Annotated in this window: 12 protein-coding genes; 11 read left to right on the top strand and 1 reads right to left on the bottom strand. The window is 56.2% G+C overall.

Annotated features, from left to right (window positions below; all coding sequences use genetic code 11):
* The first annotated feature begins 33 nt into the window (after positions 1-33).
* The 9 genes from FN037_RS08120 (at position 34) to FN037_RS08160 (ending at position 13,745) form a co-directional block, all read left to right on the top strand.
* Positions 34-1,251 (top strand): efflux RND transporter periplasmic adaptor subunit, encoded by a 1,218-nt coding sequence (locus FN037_RS08120; protein ID WP_138362329.1) that lies wholly within the window; start codon positions 34-36, stop codon positions 1,249-1,251.
* Positions 1,248-4,460 (top strand): efflux RND transporter permease subunit, encoded by a 3,213-nt coding sequence (locus FN037_RS08125; protein WP_142501967.1) that lies wholly within the window; start codon positions 1,248-1,250, stop codon positions 4,458-4,460. The genes FN037_RS08120 and FN037_RS08125 overlap by 4 nt, the downstream gene beginning before the upstream one ends.
* Entirely contained in the window at positions 4,457-7,558 is a 3,102-nt protein-coding gene (locus FN037_RS08130) for a multidrug efflux RND transporter permease subunit (RefSeq protein ID WP_138362331.1), read from the top strand. The genes FN037_RS08125 and FN037_RS08130 overlap by 4 nt, the downstream gene beginning before the upstream one ends.
* 3 nt (positions 7,559-7,561) lie before the next feature.
* Positions 7,562-8,962: an efflux transporter outer membrane subunit gene (locus FN037_RS08135; protein WP_374043509.1), complete on the top strand. Its 1,401-nt coding sequence runs from the start codon at positions 7,562-7,564 to the stop codon at positions 8,960-8,962.
* Positions 8,963-9,162: 200 nt separating this feature from the next.
* Positions 9,163-10,488 carry a glycoside hydrolase family 10 protein gene (locus FN037_RS08140; protein ID WP_142501968.1) on the top strand — a complete coding sequence of 442 codons (1,326 nt, stop codon included), beginning with the start codon at positions 9,163-9,165 and terminating at the stop codon, positions 10,486-10,488.
* 249 nt (positions 10,489-10,737) lie between these two features.
* Complete coding sequence (locus FN037_RS08145) at positions 10,738-11,304, top strand: peroxiredoxin (RefSeq protein ID WP_138362333.1); 567 nt, start codon at positions 10,738-10,740, stop codon at positions 11,302-11,304.
* A gap of 15 nt (positions 11,305-11,319) precedes the next feature.
* Positions 11,320-12,543 carry a protein-disulfide reductase DsbD family protein gene (locus FN037_RS08150; protein ID WP_142501969.1) on the top strand — a complete coding sequence of 408 codons (1,224 nt, stop codon included), beginning with the start codon at positions 11,320-11,322 and terminating at the stop codon, positions 12,541-12,543.
* A gap of 13 nt (positions 12,544-12,556) precedes the next feature.
* A complete protein-coding gene (locus FN037_RS08155) occupies positions 12,557-13,117 on the top strand; it encodes an RNA polymerase sigma factor (protein ID WP_138362335.1) in 561 nt (186 codons plus the stop codon).
* Positions 13,104-13,745: an NrsF family protein gene (locus FN037_RS08160; RefSeq protein WP_138362336.1), complete on the top strand. Its 642-nt coding sequence runs from the start codon at positions 13,104-13,106 to the stop codon at positions 13,743-13,745. The genes FN037_RS08155 and FN037_RS08160 overlap by 14 nt, the downstream gene beginning before the upstream one ends.
* 73 nt (positions 13,746-13,818) lie before the next feature.
* Here the strand turns inward: FN037_RS08160 and FN037_RS08165 are convergent, their stop codons facing one another.
* Entirely contained in the window at positions 13,819-14,943 is a 1,125-nt protein-coding gene (locus FN037_RS08165; RefSeq protein ID WP_142501970.1) for an N-acetyltransferase, read from the bottom strand.
* Positions 14,944-15,767: 824 nt separating this feature from the next.
* On the opposite strand from FN037_RS08165, the gene FN037_RS08170 reads away from it, so the two are divergent.
* Together FN037_RS08170 and FN037_RS08175 are read left to right on the top strand one after the other, a co-directional pair.
* On the top strand, positions 15,768-17,507 hold the full coding sequence (locus tag FN037_RS08170) for a fatty acyl-AMP ligase (RefSeq protein WP_138362338.1): 1,740 nt from the start codon (positions 15,768-15,770) through the stop codon (positions 17,505-17,507).
* Entirely contained in the window at positions 17,504-18,418 is a 915-nt protein-coding gene (locus FN037_RS08175) for an NAD(P)-dependent oxidoreductase (RefSeq protein ID WP_142501971.1), read from the top strand. Before FN037_RS08170 ends, FN037_RS08175 begins: the two co-directional genes overlap by 4 nt.
* The last annotated feature ends 2 nt before the right edge of the window (positions 18,419-18,420 follow it).

Here is an 18,420-nt window from a genome sequence, read left to right on the forward strand (position 1 = left end):
TGCTATTTATTCATCTGACATTTGAAGACCGTAATGAAAAAGAACATTCCGCTGTTCCGAAGCCGCCATTGGTTTAGATGGTTATTGATATTGTGTGTGCTGTTAATTATCGCCGGTGTGATATGGCGCTTATTGCCCATGGGGAAAAAAATGGGCGGCGGCGACTTTCCGCCTGGCGGGCCGATGGGCAAAATGGGCGGCGGTACGACGCTGGTCCATAGCGCGACGGCAACAACGGCAGATGTTCCGGTTTACCTCAATGCACTTGGCACGGTCATTCCCAATGCCACGGTGACCGTCACCAGCCGGGTCGATGGTCAACTGGAAAAGGTCTACTTTACTGAGGGGCAGAAGGTCCAGGCGGGCCAGCTACTGGCGCAAATCGACCCGCGTTCCTACCAGGCAACGCTGAAGCAGTATCAGGGCGAACTGAGCGAAAACAAAGCGCTGCTGCAAAGCGCCGAACTGACGCTGGCGCGCTATAGAAAATTGTATGCCCAGGACTCACTGGCCCGCCAGGATCTGGATTCACAAATTGCCACGGTCGGCCAGTATCGCGGCGCCGTCGCAGCCGATGAGGCGCAGATCGCCAGCGCGCAGTTAAATATCGAATACTCCCGCATCACCGCGCCGGTCAGCGGACGCGTCGGTCTGCGGTTGGTCGATCCCGGCAATATGATATTCAGTTCCAGCTCCACTGGGCTGGTCACCATCACCCAAATGCAGCCTGCAGCGGTTACCTTTAGCGTCCCGCAAAGCTATATTCCCACGCTGGCCAACGTGTTGCACCGTGGTCAGACGTTACCCGCCGCCGCCTTAGATCAGGACGGCAACCGCGTGCTGGCCGAAGGCGCAGTGAAATTTATCAGCAACCAGATCGATACCAGTACCGGCACCGTGACCCTTAAAGCGGAATTTCCTAACGATGATGAAGCGTTATACGCTAACCAGTTCGTTAATCTGCGTTTACAGACCCGTATGTTGCCAAAGGCGACGGTCGTCTCCACTCAGGCACTACAGCTCAGTAGTGATGGCAATTTTGTCTATGTGATTAACAAAGACAATACCGTCACCCGCCGGACCGTCACCCTGGGCCCGACGTGGCAGAATAATCAGCAGGTGATCCTGACGGGGATCGCGCCCGGCGAGCGCGTGGTGACGGAAGGTATTGACCGACTGAGCAACGGCAGTAAAGTCTCAATTGTGGGCGACACTCAGCAACCCACATCTGCGACGGCTGGCGCCAAATGAACCCATCTCGTCTCTTTATTCAACGTCCGGTCGCCACTATCCTGCTGATGCTGGGGGTGCTGATTAGCGGAATTTTCGCCTACCGCTTTCTGTCAACCTCGGCCCTGCCGCAGGTTGACTATCCAACCATCCAGGTTACCACCCTTTACCCCGGCGCCAGCCCTGATGTAATGGCGTCAGCGGTAACATCACCGCTGGAGCGCCAGTTAGGGCAGATGTCCGGTCTGAGCCAGATGACCTCCACCAGTTCCAGCGGTTCATCGATCATCACCCTGAAATTCTCGCTCGATCTATCGCTGGATGTCGCCGAGCAGGAAGTGCAGGCAGCCATTAACGCCGCCAATAACCTGTTGCCGGATGACCTGCCAAATCCGCCGACCTATAAAAAAGTGAATCCGGCGGATAACGCGGTGATCACCCTGGCGGCAAGTTCCGATACCCTCTCCTTGCTCCGTATTCAGGATCTGGTCAATACCCGGGTTGCGCTGAAGTTGTCACAAATTTCCGGCGTCGGGATGGTGACGCTGGCGGGGGGTCATCAACCGGCAATTCGCGTACAAATGGACCCCAACGCGCTGGCGGCCCACGGGCTGACGCTGGAAGACGTCAACACCCTGATCAACAACAGCAACGTTAATGGTTCGAAAGGCGGTTTTGATGGCCAGTACCATTCGGTCACTATTGATGCCAACGATCAGCTTCATACCGCGCAGGAATATGGCAACCTGATCCTGACTTACCAGAACGGCGCGGCGTTGCGCCTGAAGGATATCGCCCATATTGAACAGGGGCCGGAAAACAGCTTCCAGTCAGCCTGGGCCAATAACAGTCCGGCGATTATCATTAGCGTTCAGCGCCAGCCCGGCGCCAACGTGATTCAGGTTGTGGATGATATTAAAGCGAAACTGCCGCAATTGCAGGCGGCGCTGCCGGACGGCGTTAAGATGACCATTCTTTCCGATCGTACCCAGACAATCCGCGACTCGATCCATGATGTACAGTTTGAACTGATGCTCTCTATCGCCCTCGTGGTGATGGTGACGTTCCTGTTTCTGCGCAACGTGGCGGCAACGCTGATCCCCAGCATTGCCGTACCGCTGTCGCTGGTCGGCACGTTTGGCGTCATGTATCTTGCTGGTTTCAGCCTCAATAACCTGTCGCTGATGGCGCTGACTATCGCCACCGGTTTTGTCATCGATGATGCCATCGTGGTGGTGGAGAATATTTCCCGCCGTCTGGAAGAAGGCGCCCCTCCGATGCAAGCGGCGCTGGAGGGGTCGCGACAGATCGGCTTTACCATTATCTCATTGACCTTTTCGCTAATTGCGGTCCTGATCCCGCTACTGTTTATGGGCGATGTGGTTGGACGCCTGTTTCGCGAGTTCGCCATTACCCTCGCGGTATCGATTCTGGTGTCGATGGTGGTCTCGCTGACGCTGACGCCCATGCTGTGCGCGTATCTGCTGCGCTATATTCCACCAGAAAAACAGTCGCGCTTTGCGCGCAAAGGCGGCGCAGTATTCGACGCGGTGATCCACTATTACGATCGGCTGCTTATCGTAGTGCTTAACCATCGTAAACTGACGCTGCTGGCGGCACTGGCGACCTTTGCCATAACGGCCCTGCTCTATATCATTATCCCCAAAAGTTTCTTCCCGGTGCAGGATACCGGCCTGATTCAGGGAGTGACGATCGCTTCTCAGGATGTCTCATTTAACGAGATGGCCAGACGGCAGCAGGCGCTGGCGAAAGTCATTCTTCAGAATCCGGCTGTGCAGAGCGTCTCCTCGACCATTGGTATCGACGGCAGCAATACCAGCCTCAACAGCGGTCGAATTCAGATCAATCTGCGCGCTTTTGATCAGCGTGATGAAAAAGCCGCAGCGATTATCCGCCAACTGGAGCAGGCGGCGCAATCGGTGGTCGGGATCCGTTTGTACATGCAGCCAGCGCAGGATTTAACCGTCAATGACCAGGTGACGCCAAGTCAGTACCAGTTCACCCTGGATGATACTGACAGCGAGAATCTCATCACCTGGACGCCGCAACTGGTCGCCGCACTGCAAAAACGCCCCGAATTCAACAACGTGGTGAGTAATCTGCAGTCCCAGGGCCAGGTGGCCTATGTCACTCTGGATCGCGATAAAGCCGCCCGCTTCGGCATTACCGCATCCGATGTCGACACCGCGCTGTATAACGCCTTCGGCCAGCGGCTGGTTTCCACCATCTTTACTCAGTCCAATCAGTACCGCGTCGTGCTGGAAGTCGCGCCGAAGTATCAGCAGTCTCCGGCTTCTTTTGACGATATCTGGCTACAGCCGTCATCAACCAGTAGCAGCGACAGCAGTAGCGACAGTGATAGCACATCGACATCATCAACATCGTCAACATCGTCAACCACATCATCATCCGACGCCTCTACAGAGAGCAGCAGCACCGGGTTGGTCAGACTGACCTCGATCGCCACCATCCACCAGCGTACCGGTTCGCTGATGCATATGCGTCTGAATCAGTTCCCGGCGGTGATGATCTCCTTTAACCTCAATCATGGCTACTCCCTGGGGGACGGGCAAAAAGCGATCGCTGAGACGGTCGAACAACTGCGCTTACCCTCCAGTATCACCCTGCGCTACCAGGGCGAAACCGCGGCGTTCCAGAGCGCTACCGCCAACACCTTGTGGCTGATCCTCGCCGCGTTGCTCACCATGTATGTGGTACTGGGTATTTTGTATGAGAGCTTTATTCATCCGGTAACGATCCTGTCCACGCTGCCTTCGGCGGCGGTCGGCGGGCTGCTGTCGCTGATGCTTGCAGGTTCCGATTTCAGCCTGATAGCCCTGATTGGCGTCATTTTGCTGATTGGCATTGTGAAAAAAAACGCCATCATGATGATCGACTTTGCGCTGGAGGCGGAATACAAGCAGCACCTCAGTCCGCGGGAAGCCATACATCAGGCCTGTCTGCTGCGCTTTCGCCCGATCATGATGACCACCATGGCGGCACTGCTGGGCGCGTTACCGCTGATGCTGGCCTCCGGCTCTGGCGCCGAGCTGCGCCAGCCGTTGGGCCTGGTGATTGTCGGCGGCCTGGTGGTCAGCCAGATACTCACCCTGTTTACCACGCCGGTTATTTACCTGTGGTTTGATGGTCTCGCCGCACACGGCAGACGCTGGGTAAAACGTAAACAGCAGGCGCAAGAGAAACAATGAATCTGACCCGGTTATTTATTTTTCGCCCGGTTGCCACACTGCTGATCACGCTGGGGATCCTGCTGTTAGGGGGATTAGGTTATCGGCTGTTGCCGGTCGCGCCTCTGCCGCAGGTGGATTTCCCGACCATTATGGTCAGCGCCAGCCTCTCTGGCGCCAGCCCGGAAACCATGGCGGCGACCGTTGCCACACCGCTGGAACGCGCCCTTGGACAAATTGCCGGAATCAGCGAAATGACTTCGACCAGTTCGCAGGGCTCGTCGAGCATTATTTTACAGTTTGATCTCGACCGCGACATTAACGGCGCGGCGCGCGACGTCCAGGCGGCGATCAATGCCGCCCGCAGCCTGCTGCCCAGCAGTATGGAGTCACTGCCGACCTACCGTAAAGCCAACCCGTCCGATGCCCCTATTGTGATGCTGGCGCTGACCTCTTCCTCACGCTCCCCAGGGGAGTTGTACGATCTGGCGGAAAGCCAAATAGAGCAAGCCGTTGGACAGGTAAAAGGCGTCGGCGAAGTCTCATTAATGGGCAGCGCGCTGCCTGCTGTGCGTATCGATCTGCAGCCGAATAAACTCAGCCAATACGGTATTTCACTGGATACCGTACGCAGCGCCATTGCCGACAGCACAACCAATCTGCCGAAAGGAATGTTACAGGGTAACAATCAGTCCTGGGTGGTGGACAGCAATGGTCAGCTCGATAAAGCGGCGCAATACCGCGATCTGGTTATTGCTTATCGCAACGGCAAAACATTACGCCTGAGCGATGTCGCCCGCGTGTACGACTCCGTCGAAGATAAATATCAGGCCGGTTTTCTTAACGGCAGTCCGGCGGTCATGATCGGCATTATGCGCCAGGCCGGCGCAAATATGCTGCAGACGATTGATGCGATTAAGGCGCAACTGCCCGCGCTGGAAAAAAACCTGCCTGCCGATACCCGACTAAAAGTGGTGGTCGATCGCTCCACCACCGTGCGTGAGTCGCTGTATGAGACAGAGGAAACATTGCTGATCGCCGTGCTGCTGGTTATCGCGGTGGTGTTCGTTTTTCTGCGCAATCTACAGGCGGTGGTGATCCCGGCGCTGGCGCTGCCGGTGTCGCTGATCGGCACCTGCGCGGTCATGTATTTGCTCGGTTACAGTCTCGATAATCTGTCCCTGATGGCGCTGATCATCTCCACCGGTTTTGTGGTCGATGACGCGATTGTGGTGCTGGAGAATATCGCCCGCCATATTGAAGAGGGCCTCAGTCCGCTGCGCGCGGCGCTGCGTGGTTCCCGTGAAGTCAGTTTCACCGTTTTGTCGATGACCGTCTCGCTGCTGGCGGTATTTATCCCGATTCTGCTGATGGGCAGTATTGTCGGACGACTGTTTCGCGAATTCGCAGTCACGCTTAGCGTCGCGCTGCTGATCTCGATGTTTGTCTCCCTCAGCCTGACCCCGATGCTCTGTTCACGGCTTCTGAAAGCAAAACCGGCGGTCACCCGACGGCCTCACCCACTTTATCAATGGATCGAGAATCAACTTAACCGCCTGCTGGCTGCCTACTCACGGGGATTGCACTGGGTAATGGCGCACCAGAAGCTGGTGATGTTTAGCCTGCTGCTGACGGTGATGCTGAATATTTTTCTTTATAGCGTGGTACAGAAAGGCTTCTTTCCCAACCAGGACACCGGCCTGCTGATGGGGGCGGTACGCGCCGATCAGAATATCTCCTTCCAGGCGATGGAGCCGAAAGTGCAGATGTTCACCAAAATGATTGAGGCCGATCCGGCCGTTGACAGCGTGATGTCATCAATGGGCAGCGGCATGTTCGGCTCGCGCAATACCGCTAACTTCTTTGTCCGGCTGAAGGATTTTAATCAGCGCGACGCAACGGCCACCGAAGTGGCCAACCGCCTGAGTATGAAAACCAATCATGTTCCCGGCGCGCAAATGTTCCTGATGGCCGCTCAGGATTTACACATCGGCGGGCGCAGCGCCAACGCCAGCTATCAATACAGCCTGCAGGCCGACGATCTCGATCTGCTACGCGAATGGACGCCGAAGGTACAGGCGGCGCTGGCGGCTATTCCGCAGTTCAACAGCGTGGATTCGGACTCTGAAACCGGGGGGCAGGAGATGGTTATCCAGATCGATCGCGACCGCGCCACACGGCTCGGCGTTAACGTCAAAATGCTTGATGAGATGTTGAATAACGCCTTCAGCCAGCGGCAAATCGCCACCCTGTATCACACTCTGAACCAGTACCATGTGGTCATGACGTTGTCCGATAAGTACACACGCGATCCTGCGATACTGAGCGAGTTATATGTGATCAATGATGACGGCGACCGGATACCGATTTCCGCCTTTGCCCGGTTTGTCGGCAGCAATGCCCCGCTGTCGGTTGCGCACCAGTCCCAGTCCGCAACCAGCACTATCGCCTTTAATCTTAACGACGGCGTTTCGCTGGAGCAGGCGCAGGTTCTGATCAATAACGCGATGGCGAAAATCGGCCTGCCCTCAAGCGTGCAGGCCGGCTTTCAGGGCACCGCTAAAGCCTATGCCGACCTGGTGACAACCATGCCGTGGCTCATTGTCGCGGCACTGATCGCCATCTATATCGTGCTGGGCGTGTTGTACGAAAGCTACATCCATCCGCTGACCATTCTCTCCACTCTGCCATCGGCGGGGGTCGGGGCTCTGCTGCTGTTGCTGTTAACCAATACTCAACTGACGGTTATCGCGCTCATTGGCATTATTTTGCTGATCGGGATTGTGAAAAAGAACGCTATTATGATGATCGACTTCGCTCTTGATGCCGAAAGGCGGCTGGGCATGTCGCCGCAGCAGGCGATTGTTCAGGCCTGCCTGATGCGCTTCCGCCCGATTATGATGACCACCCTTGCCGCCTTCTTCGGCGCCCTGCCTTTGGCGTTAGGCAGCGGTGGCGATGCTGATTTACGCAGTCCTTTGGGCCTGGCGATTGCCGGTGGACTGGCTCTGAGCCAGCTACTGACCCTTTTCACCACGCCGGTAGTGTATCTCTGGCTAGATAAGCTTAGTCGCGCGGTCCGACATCACTGGCATCGCGTTCGTCATGCAGGATCCTGATTAATGAAAATGTCATTATCGATGACTTCCGTCATCTGTGTATTACTCCTCACTGGCTGTACCGTCGGCCCGGACTATCAGCGGCCGAAAATGCCCCTGCCTTTACACTATAAAGAAGCCAAAGGATGGCAGCAGGCGGTGCCGCAGGATGATGTCAAAAAGGGAGAGTGGTGGGCCGTCTACCACGATCCGCAGCTTGACAGCCTGTTGCGTCAGGTGAGTCTTTCTAACCAGAATATCGCCAGCTATGCCGCGCAGTACAGAGAAGCGCAGGCCCTGGTGGCCCAGTCGCGGGCCGAACTCTTCCCGTCCCTCAGTTATGACGCCAGTTCGACGCGCAGCAGTAGCCACAGTAGCGGGCAACGCACCACCGGTAATTCGCACACCGCCGAGCTTAGCGCCAGTTGGGAACTGGATCTGTGGGGCAAACTACGCCGCACGGTCGAGGAAAACCGAGCCAGCGCCGAAGCCAGTGCCGCGGAACTGGCCAATATCACCCTCAGCGCGCAATCCGAGCTGGCGCAGGACTATTTCCAGTTGCGAGTAATGGACGAAAAAATCGCTCTGTATCAGCGCAGTATCGACGCATATGAACGCTATCTGACGGTGATAAACAACAAATATCAGGTGGGCAGCGAATCGCGGGCCACCCTGGCGCAGGCGCAGATGCAGTTAGAGAGCGCTCGCGCCTCCGCCCAGGATTATCAGTGGCAGCGCGCGCAGCTGGAACACGCCATTGCCCTGCTGATCGGGAAAGCGCCGGCGGATTTCAGCCTGCCGGTCAGTAACATGCAGGCCACGCTTCCGGCCATTCCGCAAACGCTGCCCGCGCAATTACTACAGCGCCGTCCGGACATTGCCGAAGCAGAACGTGATGTGGCGGCGGCGAACGCGGCGGTGGGCGTCGCCATCGCCGGTTATTACCCGGACCTGACCTTAAGCGCCAGCGGCGGCGTCAGTTCCTCAGCGATACACAATCTGCTATCGCTGCCAAACCGTATCTGGTCGCTCGGCCCGGCATTAAGCGGTACGCTGCTGGACTTCGGCGCGACATCGGCGGAAGTCGCTCAGGCCCGCGCCAACTATGACGCGAAAGTCGCCAGCTACCGGCAAACGGTTCTGCAAGCGCTGCAGGAGGTGGAGGACTATCTGGTTGAGCTACGCGTTCTGCAAGGCGAGATCCTTTCCCGGCAGCGGGCCACCGTGGCGGCGCAGGAATCAGCGAGAGTCACCCGTAATCAGTATGAGGCGGGAATGATTGACTATCTTGACGTTGCCACAACCGAAAACAGCAGTCTGAGCGAACAGCAAAGTCTGCTGTCACTGCAAAGCACGCAGTGGGTCGCCAGCGTTGAGCTGATTGCCGCGCTTGGCGGCGGCTGGCAGCAAAAAGCGGAACAGTAAAAAAATCGGGCCGGGGAAGCCGCGTTCCCGGCCCAGATAACCAGGCTGACCCGGGAACGCGGCAAGATCCATGGACTGCCGGGCTGACGGGGTTAAGGCTTCACGGCGTAAACTGCCGCGCCGGTCATCTAAGCGGTTGACTTAACGCCGCATAATACGAAAATAGCCCCCTACGTCACGACCAGAAAAAGTCGGCATATATGATGATCCGCGGTCATAGCTTTCTGTTGAATAAAATAAATATATCCGTCATTGCAATTGCTGCGGGGCTGTTACTGGCCAGTTGCCGCAGTAACCCCCCCGCATCCCTTGTCACCCCGCTCCCGCCAGCCAGCAAACCGTCCATTTTGCCGAAAAGCCATGAGCCGGTACGCGGCGTCTGGTTGACGACCGTATCGCGGCTCGACTGGCCGCCGCTGGCATCGGTTAATGGCAATATCGATGCCAGCCGCCGTATCGCCATGCAGCAGCAATCCCTGATCGCCAAGCTGGATAAATTAAAAAGTCTCGGTATTAATACCGTGTTCTTTCAGGTAAAACCCGACGCGACCGCCCTCTGGCCGTCAAAAATTCTGCCGTGGTCCGATATGCTGACCGGGAAAATTGGTCAGGATCCGGGCTACGATCCGCTGCGTTTTATGCTGGACGAAGCGCACAAACGCGGGATACGCGTTCATGCGTGGTTTAACCCCTATCGCGTTTCGACCAATACTCGCCCGAAAACCGTAGAAGCGCTGAAAGCGACGCTGGCACAGGTTCCCGCCAGCGTCTATGTCCTGCATCCGGAATGGATCCGCACCGCCGGGGATCGCTTCGTTCTCGATCCCGGTATTCCGCAGGTGCGTGACTGGATCACCAGCATTGTGGCGGAAGTGGTACAGCACTATCCGGTGGATGGCGTCCAGTTCGATGACTATTTCTATAGCGAAACGCCGGGATCGCCCCTGAACGACAACCGGACATTTCAGCAATATGGTCAGGGTTTTGCCACAAAAGCGGACTGGCGGCGACACAACACGCAGCTGCTGATTGAGCAGGTTTCGCGCACCATCAAGCAAATCAATCCCGATGTCGAATTCGGCGTCAGCCCGGCGGGTGTCTGGCGCAATCGCTCGCACGACGCCGCCGGTTCCGACACTCGCGGCGCGGCGGCCTACGACGAGTCTTATGCCGACACCCGCCGCTGGGTGCAACTGGGATTGCTGGACTATATCGCGCCGCAGTTGTACTGGCCTTTTTCCCGCAGCGCCGCCCGTTACGATGTGCTGGCAAAGTGGTGGGCGGATGTGGTGAAACCAACGCATACCCGCCTCTATATTGGCGTGGCGCTGTATAAAGTTGGCGAACCGTCGAAAAATGAGCCGGACTGGATGGTGAACGGCGGCGTGCCGGAACTGAAAAAGCAGCTTGATTTAAACGCGTCGATACCGCAAATTCAGGGCACTATTTTGTTCAGAGAAAATTATCTTAATCAGCCGCAAACCCAGCAGGCCGTTAACTATCTGAAGTCCCGCTGGGGAGAGTAATTCACGCCCCTGAGACCCGTAGCCTGATAAACATTGCCGCAACCCGATTCTGGCGATCGTGACGTACAATATTGTGTCGTAACAGAACACGAGTCAGCCGGGCCGCGTACAATCATCGAACACTGAACACGGTTAGGTTCATGCCGTGTTAAAAAATTTTCACCCGCGCGCAACTTTTCTCCCTGCTCCTGCGAACTGAATAACTGAGTCTACCCGAACCAGAGCGTTCATACCTCGCAGGAGCTGATAATGAAATCGTTACACACTCTCGTTTCCACCCTGACCCTCGCCGCTGTTATCGCGCTACCTGCGTTCAGCGCCCACGCTGCGTTACCGGTGGGGGCCAAAGCCCCTGACTTCGAGCTACAGGGCGCCCTTGCTGGTAAACCCCTGACCTTCTCGCTCAAAAAGGCACTGCAAAAAGGGCCGGTCGTGCTTTACTTCTTCCCGGCCGCCTTCAGCGCGGGTTGTACCATTGAGGCGCATGACTTTGCCGAAGCCACCGATGATTTCAATAAAATGGGTGCCACGGTGGTGGGCGTCACCGCAGGCAACACCGCGCAGGTGAGTGATTTCTCCAGACTGGAGTGCCGCGACAAATTCGCCGTGGCGGCAGATCCAGGCGCCAAAGTCGCAGCCCGGTATCAGACACTGATAGAAATGAAAGGCAAAACGCTTTCTGACCGTACCTCTTATGTTATTGCGCCTGATGGCGACATCCTGCTGAGCTACACTGACAGAAATCCGGAAACGCACATTGAAAAAACGCTCGCGGCGGTTAAGCAGTACGACGCGTCTCATCCGCAATCCCACTAAACAAAGAGGCCAGCGATGTTAACTGCCATGCTGGCCGCCTTTATCGGCGGCATCATCCTTAACTTTATGCCCTGCGTTTTTCCGGTGATTTCACTGAAAGCGCTTGGTCTGTTGCGCCATTCGGATAACGCCGCCCATGCCCGCCGCGAGGGATTGGGATTTTTGTTGGGCGTCGTAATCACTATGGTGGCGCTGGCCGCCATTTTGCTGGCGGTACGCGCAGGGGGCACGGCGGTTGGCTGGGGCTTTCAGCTACAGTCGCCGCTGGTGATCAGCCTGCTTGCGTTGATTATTCTCGCCGCGGCGCTTAACCTGCTGGGCGTGTTTGAGGTCGGGTTAGCAGCGCAGCGTGTCGGCGCGCTGGAGATAGGCCGCGGGGCATTTACTCGCTCCGCGCTAACCGGGGCGCTGGCGATTGTGGTCGCCACGCCGTGCGCCGCCCCGTTTATGGCCAGCGCGATAGGTTATGCTTTGGTACAGCCGCGAGAGGTGGCGCTGATCGTCTTCATTTTCCTGGCGCTGGGCTTTGCGGCTCCTTTTACACTGATCTCCCTGTTCCCGCCGCTGACAAAGCTGCTGCCGCGGCCCGGCGCCTGGATGGATATTCTTAAACGTATTCTGGCGTTTCCAATGTTCGGCGCTTATGCCTGGCTGGTGTGGGTGCTGGCGCAACAGGCCGGAACCACCGCGCTGGGCGCATTGCTCGCCGCCTGCGTGGTGCTAAGTTTTGCCGCCTGGCTGTATGGCATAGCCCAGCAGCGCCGTTTTCAGGGCAAAGGGCATAAAGCGCTTTTCGTTGTGACGGCGGCGCTGGTGGCCGCCGTTATCGCACCGCTGCCGGGGGTGATGAAATCCTCCGGTGAGAGGCAAGTCGCTGAAGTGACGGCGCAGAAGTGGACGCCGCAGTCCGTTGCCGAACAGCGCGGGCATGGCAAAGCGATTTTTGTCAACTTCACGGCCTCCTGGTGCATCACCTGCCAGGTCAACGAGAAAACCTCGCTTTCCACTCAGGCGGTAAAAGCGGCGCTGGCGAAAACCGGTACGCTGTATATGGTCGCCGACTCCACAAAATTTAACCCGGATGTCGATGATGCGCTTAATCACTTCGGCCAGGGCGGTCTGCCGCTGTACGTGGTTTATCCCGCCGATGGCGGCCAACCGCAGGTCCTGCCGCAGGTGCTGACGCCCGGCATCGTGATCAACGCGCTGCACCAGGCCGCGCGTAAAAAAGCGTCATAGCACAAGGCGGATTATGCAAACAAACGACAACGCACGCGAAAACTGGCCTGTGCTCATGGCGCAGGCACAGGCTGGCGATCGCCTCGCCTATACCCGTTTATTAAAAGCGCTAGTATCCGTGATCCGCGCGCAGGTACGTAAACACATCAGCGATGAAGCATTAGTTGAAGATGTCATTCAGGATGTGCTGCTGACGGTACATCGGGTTCGCCATACCTACGATCCGGCATTTCCATTTCTGCCCTGGCTGATGGCCATTATCTCGGCGCGCACCATCGATACCCTGCGTCGGCGCGGTCGTCGTCAGCGCTGGGAAACCAACGACGAAATACTGCCTGACGTCCCTTCTTCTGCGCACGCAGCCCAGCATCTGGACCGCGAGGAAGAGCTGGCAGGCTATTTACGTCAACTCCCGGCACGCCAGCGTGAGATCGTGGAGCATGTTCACCTGCATGAAATGAGCCTGACCGAGGCCGCCGCGCATAACAATCTGAGCGTTGCGGCGGTAAAGTCGCTATTGCATCGGGCGCTGAAGAATCTGCGCCGTTCTGGAGCCCATCATGACCGATCATAATCTGTTGATTGAAAAACTTAGCCGCGACATACAGCCAGTCAGACGCCCGCAGCCGACCGGCTGGCGGGTAGTGAGCTGGATGGGCGTTGCCCTTCCCTGCGCTATCGTCGTGAGTTGCCTGCTGCCGCGCGATCTGACCGACTGGTCACAACCCGGTGCCGCCTGGGCCATCGCCCAGCTCCTGCTGGCATTTTTGCTTGGCACGCTGGCGATTCGCAACGCCTTCGCGATGAGCATTGCCGGGCGGCGAACGCTCAGCGGGAAAGCGCTGCTCCCCATCGGGCTGATGTGGTTTGGATTAAGCCTGCGCGCGATGCACGGCGACGCATCGCCAATCCATGATGACGATAGCATCCACTGCTTTACCTTTCTGTTGGCCGTCAGCACGCCGATGATGGCGCTGATGATTGCCAGTCTGCGACGTACCCGCACGCTGCACCCGGTTCGCAACCTGGCGATGGCCGGGCTGGGGATTGCCAGCCTGGCGGTAAGCCTGCTGGCCTTTTGTCATCCGGTACATCTGGATTCGCTGGACTTTGTTACCCATCTGGCTGCCGTGGTTGCAATAATCGCGCTGACGGTCCTTGTCGGTAAACGTTGGGTTAGCGTCGATTCGTTTTTCCGCTGACGAGGATAAAGCCGATAACATCCGGTCCTCCGCGTACAGGACCGGAAAACACACAGATGCCTTCATCCGCAAATTAAATTGTTTTTTCGTATAAGCGGTAGCGTTTATACGGGACCGCGCCGATTCGCTCTAAAATGGTTCGCATGCCGGTATTGGACTCTAATATCCACGACATTTCCAGCGCATCAATATGATGCCTGGCAAAGGGATCGCGCAGCCTCTCAATCAGCAACAGCGCGATCACCGGCCCGATCCGACTGAACTGATATTCCTGACGAACGCCCATCAAAGGCACTCTTGCTGTGCGCACGCCGCTGACTTTCAGACGCCACAATAATTTAGCCCAGCCAAACGGCATTAAACGTCCCTGCAGATCGGCGATGGCTTCATTAATATTCGGCAGCCCCACGATAAAAGCGCAGGGCTCCCCCTCCACTTCGGCGATGTGGATCATATCTTCAGAAACCAGATACTTAAGTTGATCGCCCATCGTGGCAAATTCGTGCTCAGTAAACGGGACAAACCCCCAGTTATGTTGCCAGCCGGAATTAAATATCTCCCGTAGCACCTGCATCTCCTCGCGAAAGCGCTTGCGATTAAGATGACGAATGGTCACTTTTTTGCGTACCTGCTCCATCATCCGGGTTAACGAAGGTGAAAAATGCAGGTCGGTTCGCTCCATCCAATAGGCCAGTAAATCGATTCCTTTCGTATACCCCTGCTGCGCTATCCTGTCGGCATAATAGGGTTTAGCGTAGGTCATCAGGGCCGATGGCGGAGTATCAAACCCCTCAACCAGCAGGCCGCTCTCCTGATTGATATTAAGGCTGAATGGGCCGGTGATGTTATGCGCGCCTTTCGATCTCAGCCACGCTTCCGCCGCCGTAAAGAGCGAACTAAAAACGGCGGCATCATCAACGGCGTCAATCATGCCAAAGTGGCCAGTATCGTTTCCGTGAATCGCGCGGTGCAGCGTATCAATTTGTGCGGTAATGCGACCGACCACGTTCCCCTGTTTTTTAGCGACCCACGCCTGCCATTCTATATGTTCGGTGCCGGGATTCTTTGTGGACAAATGCTCTTCACGCTCCAGATACAGCGGTGCGATCCAGTTTGGATCATCACGGAACAGTAACGAAGGGAAAGCAATAAATTCTTTAAGATTGCGCTTATGCGAAATTTTCTCAACACGGATCATAAATAGCCTTAGATTTTTAATAACATAATTAAATAATGGCCCGACAGCACCGTTAGCATTTTTACGCACTCTTTATTTATTTGATGATGTATGACCTCCCGAACAAAATGACGGCCCGATTGCGTTGGCGCATTCAAAACCGCTTGCAATGAAGGTGATGGTTTATTATTTAGCGCTATTTTTGTTATTTAGTGCCTTTTTTACCATTTTGAGCTTTTTTTATTATTTCGTGCTTTTTTATAAAAAAATTACCTTTTCTGGTTATCGACTTTAATAACGAGCAGCATTGTATTTTTTACCACTTAATGCTTTTTTTAATGCTCAGGTTAAATGAGTCATTCACTTTTGAATTTCTAACGGCATACTGTTTATGGTTTGTTTACGTTTTTTTACCCCATATTATTCACGCTACAAGGCAAGACGGTTAACCGTTTCGCGCTGCGCCAGCTCCACGAAGACGTACACCGGTGCATCTGCAGCCTGAAAAATGCCGGGTACAGATTGTTATGCACGAGGTCAGACTATATGAGTTAGTCGTTATTTCCTGCCCTACAGATACAGACCTAAGGAACGGCGATATTCGGTTATTACAATGCGCTCTGCATATTTTAAGGCGCCACCTAAGGTTAATAACGCGGTTGTCGCCGGTTTTCTCCGGAGAATAACCGGCGGGCGAATTATGCACGCCAATATACGTTGTTTGTGGAATGAAGATGGTTGAATAACAAAATTATTCAATACCTGTTCATAGTAAAAATATCAAATCCCTCGCCAGGCGTCGTGTTGGCTCTTTTGGCGATCTTACTCTATGGCGATGTTTGTCTATGTCTGAAACAAGTTCCGTTCATTCTCTTCCCATGCGTTATGCGGATTTTCCTACTTTAGTGGATGCGTTAGATTATGCGGCGCGCGGCAAAACGGGAATGAATTTTTATGACCGTCGTAATCAACTGGTGGCCGTTCTTGAATACAGTACGTTGAAACAACGCGCAATATCGGGCGCGCGGCGTTTACTCTCACTGAACCTTAAGAAAGGCGATCGCATTGCGCTGCTCGCGGAAACCAGCGCGGGATTCGTAGAAGCCTTCTTTGCATGCCAGTATGCGGGGTTCGTGGCGGTACCGCTGGCGATCCCCATGGGGCTTGGTCAGCGCGATTCCTACACCGCCAGGCTGCAGGAACTGATCGCCAGCTGCAACCCCTCTGCGATTATCAGCAGCGAGGAGTGGAAGCCGCTGATCGCCTCCGCCGCGGCGGAAAGCTCCTCTGCGCATATTCTCAGCTACGCCGATTTCAATACGCTGCCCGAACCGGCCATCGCACTACCGGCAGCCTCGCCTGACGATATCGCTTATCTGCAGTACACCTCAGGCAGCACCCGCTTTCCGCGCGGCGTCATCATTACCCAGCGGGCGGTGATGGCGAATCTGGGGGCGATCAGCCGCCACGGCATCAAGCTGCGTGCGGGGGATCGCTGTGTTTCCTGGCTCCCTTTCTATCACGATATGGGGCTGGTGGGTTTCCTGCTGACGCCGGTTGCGACTCAGTTGTCCGTCGACTATCTGCGCACGCAAGATTTTGCTATGCGCCCGATGCAATGGTTAAAACTGATCGCCAAAAATCGCGGCACCGTGAGTGTCGCGCCGCCGTTCGGCTACGATTTGTGCTTGCGCCGCAGCAACGCCAAAGAACTTGCCGATCTGGATCTTTCCAGCTGGCGCGTCGCGGGCGTAGGCGCCGAGCCGATTCCGGCCGAATTGCTGAGCCAGTTTGGCGAGCACTTCCGTCACTTTCGCTTCGACAGCAAGGCATTCATGCCCTGCTATGGTCTGGCGGAGAATACGCTCGCGGTCAGCTTTTCCGATAAATCGGCCGGCCCGCAAACCAATACCGTCGACCGCGATATTCTGGAATATGAGGGCAAAGCGCTCGCGCCCGGTAAAAAAACGCGCGCAATCTCAACGTTCGTCAACTGCGGCAAAGCGCTGCCCGGTCATCGTATTGAGATCCGCAGTGAAAGCGGGCAACTGTTGCCTGAACGCCATGTCGGCCATATCTACATTTCCGGTCCCAGCCTGATGAACGGCTATTTCTGCGATGATGAATCCCAGCAGCAGATTCAGGTCACCGGCTGGATGGATACCGGCGACCTCGGTTACTTGCTGGATGGTTATCTGTATGTCACCGGGCGCAAAAAGGATCTGATCATCATTCGCGGGCGAAATATCTGGCCGCAGGACATTGAATACGTTGCGGAGTCGGAACCGGAAATCCGTCCCGGAGACGCGATCGCCTTCGTCACTGAAGAGCACGGTGAAGCGGCACGGGTGATTTTGCAAATCCAGTGCCGAATCAGCGAGGAAACGCGCCGGGCGCAAATCATCCACTCGCTGAGCGCGCGTATTCAGAGCGAGTTCGGTATTACGGTAAATATCGAGTTGCTGCCGCCGCACAGTATTCCGCGCACCTCATCGGGAAAACCGGCCCGTGCCGAAGCGAAAAAACGCTGGCTAAGCGCTTCGCTCTATCCGCAACGGCAGCACCTGGCGGGTTTCGCCCAATGACAGGAACCGTCGCCGTCACGGGGGCGACCGGTTTTATCGGCCGCCATATCGTCCACGCACTGCTGGCGCAAGGGTTTACCGTGCGCGCCCTGACCCGGCGCGCAGGAAACGTTGCCGTCGACAATCTGACCTGGGTGCCCGGCGCGCTGGAAGATCAACCATCCCTTGCCGAACTGGTTTACGGCGCGGATGCCGTGGTTCACTGTGCCGGTCAGGTACGCGGACACGCAGAAGCGGTATTCACACGCTGCAACGTCACCGGCAGCCTGTGCCTGATGCAGGCTGTCCGGCAAAGCAGCCGTTGCAGACGTTTCTTGTTCATCTCCTCTCTGGCCGCCCGCTACCCGGCGCTCTCCTGGTACGCGCATTCCAAATATATTGCCGAACAGCAATTAACGGCCGCCGCGTCAGGGGTGACGTTGGGAATTTTCCGCCCGACCGCGGTTTACGGGCCGGGCGATAAAGAGCTTAAACCGCTGTTCAACGCGCTTTTGCGCGGCGTACTTCCTCGTCTGGGGGCGCCGGAGGCGAAACTCTCCTTTCTGCACGTCAGCGATTTAGCGACAGCGGTCAGTCAATGGTTGTTGGTCAGTCCGGCGCAGCCGAATATTTACGAACTGTGTGACGGCGCTGCCGAAGGCTATACCTGGCGGCGTCTGCGGGATATTGGCGCCGCGGTGCGTCAGGGCCCAGTGCATCTGCTGCCCATTCCGCTGCCGCTGCTGACGTGCATAGCGGAAATCAGTCTGCTGTGGTGCCGGATGACAAAACAGGAGCCGATGCTGACGCACAGCAAAATACATGAATTAACCCATCGCGACTGGTCCGCCAGCAACCAACGTCTGTCACAACATATTAGCTGGTACCCACAGGTGAGCCTGGCGCGCGCGCTGCGCGAAGGACTGTTTTAATG

Origin of the sequence: Klebsiella sp. 2680 (genome assembly GCF_900198535.1) — a bacterium.
Classification (GTDB): domain Bacteria; phylum Pseudomonadota; class Gammaproteobacteria; order Enterobacterales; family Enterobacteriaceae; genus Klebsiella; species Klebsiella indica.

Excerpts from the sequence above, each read along its gene's own strand:
- FN037_RS08120 (WP_138362329.1), top strand. The coding sequence starts at position 34 with ATGAAAAAGAACATTCCGCTGTTCCGAAGCCGCCATTGGTTTAGATGG.
- FN037_RS08125 (WP_142501967.1), top strand. The coding sequence starts at position 1,248 with ATGAACCCATCTCGTCTCTTTATTCAACGTCCGGTCGCCACTATCCTG.
- FN037_RS08130 (WP_138362331.1), top strand. The coding sequence starts at position 4,457 with ATGAATCTGACCCGGTTATTTATTTTTCGCCCGGTTGCCACACTGCTG.
- FN037_RS08135 (WP_374043509.1), top strand. The coding sequence starts at position 7,562 with ATGAAAATGTCATTATCGATGACTTCCGTCATCTGTGTATTACTCCTC.
- FN037_RS08140 (WP_142501968.1), top strand. The coding sequence starts at position 9,163 with ATGATGATCCGCGGTCATAGCTTTCTGTTGAATAAAATAAATATATCC.
- FN037_RS08145 (WP_138362333.1), top strand. The coding sequence starts at position 10,738 with ATGAAATCGTTACACACTCTCGTTTCCACCCTGACCCTCGCCGCTGTT.
- FN037_RS08150 (WP_142501969.1), top strand. The coding sequence starts at position 11,320 with ATGTTAACTGCCATGCTGGCCGCCTTTATCGGCGGCATCATCCTTAAC.
- FN037_RS08155 (WP_138362335.1), top strand. The coding sequence starts at position 12,557 with ATGCAAACAAACGACAACGCACGCGAAAACTGGCCTGTGCTCATGGCG.
- FN037_RS08160 (WP_138362336.1), top strand. The coding sequence starts at position 13,104 with ATGACCGATCATAATCTGTTGATTGAAAAACTTAGCCGCGACATACAG.
- FN037_RS08165 (WP_142501970.1), bottom strand. The coding sequence starts at position 14,943 with ATGATCCGTGTTGAGAAAATTTCGCATAAGCGCAATCTTAAAGAATTT.
- FN037_RS08170 (WP_138362338.1), top strand. The coding sequence starts at position 15,768 with ATGTCTGAAACAAGTTCCGTTCATTCTCTTCCCATGCGTTATGCGGAT.
- FN037_RS08175 (WP_142501971.1), top strand. The coding sequence starts at position 17,504 with ATGACAGGAACCGTCGCCGTCACGGGGGCGACCGGTTTTATCGGCCGC.